This is a genomic window from Bifidobacterium sp. UBA6881 (assembly GCA_002451435.1).
Lineage (GTDB): Bacteria > Actinomycetota > Actinomycetes > Actinomycetales > Bifidobacteriaceae > Bifidobacterium.
In genome coordinates, this window is sequence record DKCF01000033.1 from 2,011 (window position 1) to 6,965 (window position 4,955).

At 59.4% G+C, this 4,955-nt stretch carries 4 protein-coding genes and 1 pseudogene; 3 read left to right on the forward strand and 2 right to left on the reverse strand.

Features of this window, described 5'->3' with window-relative positions; all coding sequences use genetic code 11:
- Both B3C64_RS02645 and B3C64_RS02650 read right to left on the reverse strand, forming a co-directional pair.
- Positions 1-300 (reverse strand): annotated as a pseudogene (locus B3C64_RS02645) (alpha-galactosidase); the annotation flags it as partial.
- 160 nt (positions 301-460) lie between these two features.
- Positions 461-910, reverse strand: a complete 450-nt coding sequence (locus B3C64_RS02650; protein ID WP_291533539.1) for a nucleoside deaminase — start codon at positions 908-910, stop codon at positions 461-463.
- A 98-nt stretch (positions 911-1,008) separates the two neighbouring features.
- On the opposite strand from B3C64_RS02650, the gene B3C64_RS02655 reads away from it, so the two are divergent.
- From B3C64_RS02655 to B3C64_RS02665, 3 genes are all read left to right on the forward strand, one after another.
- Entirely contained in the window at positions 1,009-3,081 is a 2,073-nt protein-coding gene (locus tag B3C64_RS02655) for a cation:proton antiporter (protein WP_291533541.1), read from the forward strand.
- A gap of 256 nt (positions 3,082-3,337) precedes the next feature.
- A complete protein-coding gene (locus B3C64_RS02660) occupies positions 3,338-3,871 on the forward strand; it encodes a hypothetical protein (RefSeq protein WP_291533543.1) in 534 nt (177 codons plus the stop codon).
- A 317-nt stretch (positions 3,872-4,188) separates the two neighbouring features.
- On the forward strand, positions 4,189-4,955 hold a 767-nt coding region (locus tag B3C64_RS02665; RefSeq protein ID WP_291533544.1), incomplete at its 3' end, for an alpha/beta hydrolase.

Sequence of the window (4,955 nt, forward strand, 5' to 3'; positions counted from 1 at the left end):
GCCGTCACGGCGCACGTCGAAGCGCGTGGCGCCGATCCAGGATTCGGATTGCGTCGGCAGCACGCTTGGCCATGCGGTGTAGTCGAGTTCGGCGGAGACGCGTTGCGGCGCGAGCGCGTCGAACATGTCGATCACGGTTTCCGGCGCGGCGAGCGGCCGGCCCCAATGCACGAGTCGCGGCAGATCGTCGCCGGGGAAGACGAGCGCGAAGGCGACATTCGCGGCCGGTTGTTCGGCGTAGACGGCGGTGAGCCTGGTGCCGTTGGATGAGGTTCCATGGAAGGTTTGAATGAGCGTCATTGCACCATCCTTTGCTTGCGATGTGTGAGCGCTTGGTATTGCTGGTCATTCCGATGGTACGACGAATGGTATTTGTTGACGTTTCCCAGCGTGTTTCTTTCCTTCGGAAAGTAATTCTGGCGATTCCCATGCCCATCATGATGCCGCGGTGGCCGCGCGGTCACCGTCGCCGCTGGAAGAAATCGGTGAGCAATCGCGCGCACTCCTCCTCACGCACGCCACCGAACACTTCCGGCACGTGGCCGACGTGCGGATCGCGCGGAATGTCCCAAATCGAACCGCATGCGCCCAATTTGGCGTCCCACGCGCCGAATACGATACGTCCGATGTGCGTCTGCAGACACGCTCCCGCGCACATCGGGCAAGGCTCAAGCGTGACGATCAGCGTGCAGTCGGCAAGATTCCAGGAACCCAAAGTCCCCGCGGCCTCGGTCATCGCCTTCACCTCCGCGTGGGCGAGCGGATCGGCATGGGCCTCACGCAGATTGCGGCCCTTGCCGATCACCTGGCCTTCCGCATCGACGACGACCGCGCCGACAGGCACCTCGCCGTCTTCGAAAGCCTCGCGCGCCAGCGCCAGCGCGCGTTCCATCTCATCGTTCCACCGCATAGCAATTCAGTGTAGCGAAACCCATACGGGCCCACGGATTCATGAAGTCCTCTTGCTAGGCTGAAATGGTCAGAGAAGTTCACGTGAGGGAGAGACATTTGGCGGTATTCGAATTGATTCTATGTATTATCGCCGCCGTCGTGCTGTCTTCGTTCCTCAGCCGGTTCATTCCGAAGGTCTCCACGCCACTGGTGCAGATCGCGCTGGGCGCGGCGGCCACGCAATTGCCGTTCTTCCCCGACGTGACGTTGAGCCCTGAATTGTTCATGGTGCTGTTCATCGCGCCGCTGCTGTATTTGGAGGCGCACGATATCGACAAAGGCGAGCTGCTGAAATCTGTGAAGCTTTCGCTTTCCTTGGCGATCGGACTGGCCGTCGCCACGATGGCCGCGGTCGGTTTCGCCCTGCATTCCGTATGGGCCGCGATTCCGCTGGCCGCCGCGCTGGCGCTGGGCGCGGCGCTCGGACCGACCGACGCGGTCGCGGTGTCGTCGCTCGGCAAGGAGGCCGCGCTTTCGCAGCGACAGGCCAGCGTGTTGAAAGGCGAATCGCTGTTCAACGACGCTTCCGGCATCGTCGGCTTCCAGTTCGCCATCGCGGCAGCGGTCAGCGGCGTGTTCGAAGTGCGCGAATCGGCATGCCAATTCGTCGTATCGTTCATCGGCGGCGCGATCTTCGGCCTGGTGGTCGGCACGGTCGCCGACATGCTGTTCGAAACCTTGCGCTCCTTGGGATGGGAGACGACCACCAGCCGCATTCTGATGGAGCTGTTCCTGCCGTTCATCCTGTACTTGGGCGCGGAGGCGGTGCATGTGTCCGGCATTCTGTCGGTGGTGGCCGCCGGTCTGATCATCCGATTCGACCGCACCGGCATCGGTCCGAACGTGGCGCGCACGAACATCGTCTCGTCAAGCGTGTGGGGCGTGCTGTCGTTCACGCTGAACGGCACGGTGTTCATTCTGCTCGGCATGCTGCTGCCCAACGCGATGAGCACCAGCTGGGATGATCCCGGTGTCAGCAATCAACTGCTGCTCGTCTCCATTTTCGTCGTCGCCATCGTGGTAATCGCGATGCGTTTTCTGTGGATCGCGCTGATGCTGCGCGTCGCGCGCGACACCATTACCGGCAAGCGGCGCAAAATGACCAAACAGCGTTGGCGCTCCGCCGCGGTGATGACGTTCGGCGGGCCAAAGGGCACCATCACGCTGTCGCTGATGTTCACCATCCCCTATCAAATCGTCGCGGGAACGCCGTTCCCCATGCGCGACGAACTCATTTTCATCGCCGGTGGCGTGATCGTCGTCACGCTGCTGCTCGCGAACTTCCTGTTGCCATTGCTCGCGCCGAACCGCAATCGCGACGATTCGGTGGAAATGAGCGAAATCACCATCGAGATATTGCGCCGTACCGTGGAGGAACTGACGGGACGCGTCACGGAAGACAATCGACGGGCGGTGATGATGGTGATCGATTCATACACGAAGCGCATCACCCGGCTCAAGCAGCGCATCGGCGAAACCGACCCGCAGGGATATATGGCATTGCAGATCGCCGCGCTCAACTGGGAAAAGGATTATGTGAAAGCGCGTCTCGCCGAGGTCAAGGCGCATCCGAGCGACAGCAAGGCGGCGAACGATCTGGAGGCCGAGGCCTGCGAGCGCCTGCTCGACCAAATCATGAATTCGCTGCGGCATATCGAAACGGCGCATGATTCCGGTCACGCCATCTGGCGTCTCAAGGGCCGTTTCCGTGCGTTGCAGCGCCGCACGGGCACGTTGGTGAGGCGTGTGAACAGCCGTATCCGGCGCACCACGCCGCTGTTCAGCGACGATGAGCTGTTCGCGCACACCCGTGCCGTGCAGGTGGACGCCATCGAGCATGTGATCGACCGGTTGTATGAGGAAATGGGACGCGACACGTACAACACCGAGCATTGTTCCAAACTGCTGCTGGATTATCGGCGAGGCGAGGCCACGTTGCGGGCGCGGCCGAATGTGGGCGTCAGCGCCGAAGCGCAGGAACAGGCCGAGGGAGTCAAGCGCGAAAGCTACGGCATCGAACTGGGCGTGATCCAGGACATGTATGAGGCCGGCGACATCACGCGCGTGCAAAGCAAGCAACTGCGACGCAACGTGTATGTGATGAGCGTGGATGCCGATGCGCAGATCTGAACGGGATTACACTCGGACATGTGCCCCCCTTAACAACCACGACGTGCGCCTGTACCGACATTTCAAACAGCCAACTCCCATGCATCCGTCCAGCCGGGATAAGCCGAGGGAAACAATGTAGCCAACTCTGCAAAGATGAGAATCGTCTGTTCTGCTGAGACGCAAACGCTCCTTCCAAAGGATGATTGACATATACCCCCCTCATAGCCTATTATGAAGTCATACTTCATCGGTCTTTTAAAGAAAGAGGATCGAAATGAAATCAGTCAAGAGAATAGCGACTCTTTTCATTGGTCTGGCGCTTATGGTGGCGCTGCCTGCCACCGCCCATGCGTCTACAGATGATGATCGGCAAGACATCAAATCATTGGATATGTCCGTCATCGATGTGCAAATACAATCACGCGGCGTTATGACCGCAGAAGATCTGTACGACTTCCTTCAATCCGATGCAGAAAAAACCGTTGACATTGATGCTGAAACAGGAAAAATCACCGCTGTGAGCGAAGACGCGGCAAAACCTCGGATTGCAGTCAACAATATCTGCAATAGCCGTGACTCATGCCTTGTTCATAGTCGTGTTCCTTATGCGGACTTCGGATTTAGCGGAACCGGAACAAAGACCGGGAATTGGCCTTACCGCATCTCATGGGAGACTGGTTCGCATACGGCAAAGGCTTGGTACAAACACGGCTATGACGTTGTTGGATGGGGCACCAAGTTCGGACCTCACACCAAAGCCAATATGAACGCTCCTGTCACGGCTGTTCAAGTTACCAATTACTCGTGATCCTGCGTGAGCTTTTGGTACAGAAGAGGAAGATGGCTTATCGGAATTTTGATTGGCAGACCAAGGTCAAACGGGACCGGTCCGAGCATGTGCCGCCGAATTCTCAGAAAGTTCCCAGAAAACACCAGACGTGTGCTCAGACTCCGGTGTTTATATAAGAACTGTCAGCAAGAGAGCTGGCCAGGAACCAAGCAAGTTCCCGACAATTGAATCCTTTCTTCTTCTCTCTCCTTTCTCTCCCCGGCGGCAATCCCGCCGGGGTCTTTTTTTATTCCGTGAGCGCCCCATGCCCATTGATACGGGTATATTGAGGAAGCATGAGCGATGCAATTGAGAACGAGGTCGCCGGCAATGGCGACGGTGCCGATGGCGGCGCGGGCAATCTGATCGGACGTGAATCGAATGTGGTGGCGGGACGGTTCGGCGAGCCGTTGCAGGTGCGTCATGTGCAGTATTCGCGCGGGGGCGGCAATGCTGCGCCGAAGCGGCCGATGTTCCTGTGTCTGCATGGTTGGGGTTCGAACGAGGCCGATCTTGCCGACATGATGCGCTATGTTGCCCCATACAACGATTTCGCTTCGTTGCGTGCGCCGCTGGTGTTGCAGGAGGCGGGTTCCGGCGAATTCGGATATGGTCAGGGCGCATACTCATGGTTCCACGATTGCGTGCCGTCCGGGGAGGATCTGGACCGCGACGCCTATGCCGCGGCGATGGCCATCGACGATTGGGTGGCCGAGAACGTGCCGGCCGACCGCGCCGTGGTGCCAATCGGCTTTTCGCAGGGCGGCTTGCTGGCCATTCATCTGCTGCGCGTGCATCCGGAACGTTACCGCGCTTCGATTTCACTGTCGGGCTTCCTCGCACCGGGCGTCGTCGCGGGAAGCGCGCCCGCCGATGACCGCGTCGCGGAGTTGAACGTTCCGGTGTTCTACGGATACGGCCAGAGCGACACGGTGATTCCGAAACCGGAGATCTTCGCCACCACCGCATGGCTGGACGAACATACGTTCCTGACGTCGAAGGGCTACCGCGGCCTCGACCATGCGGTGAGTCTCAACGAATTCAACGACCTGCGCGATTGGCT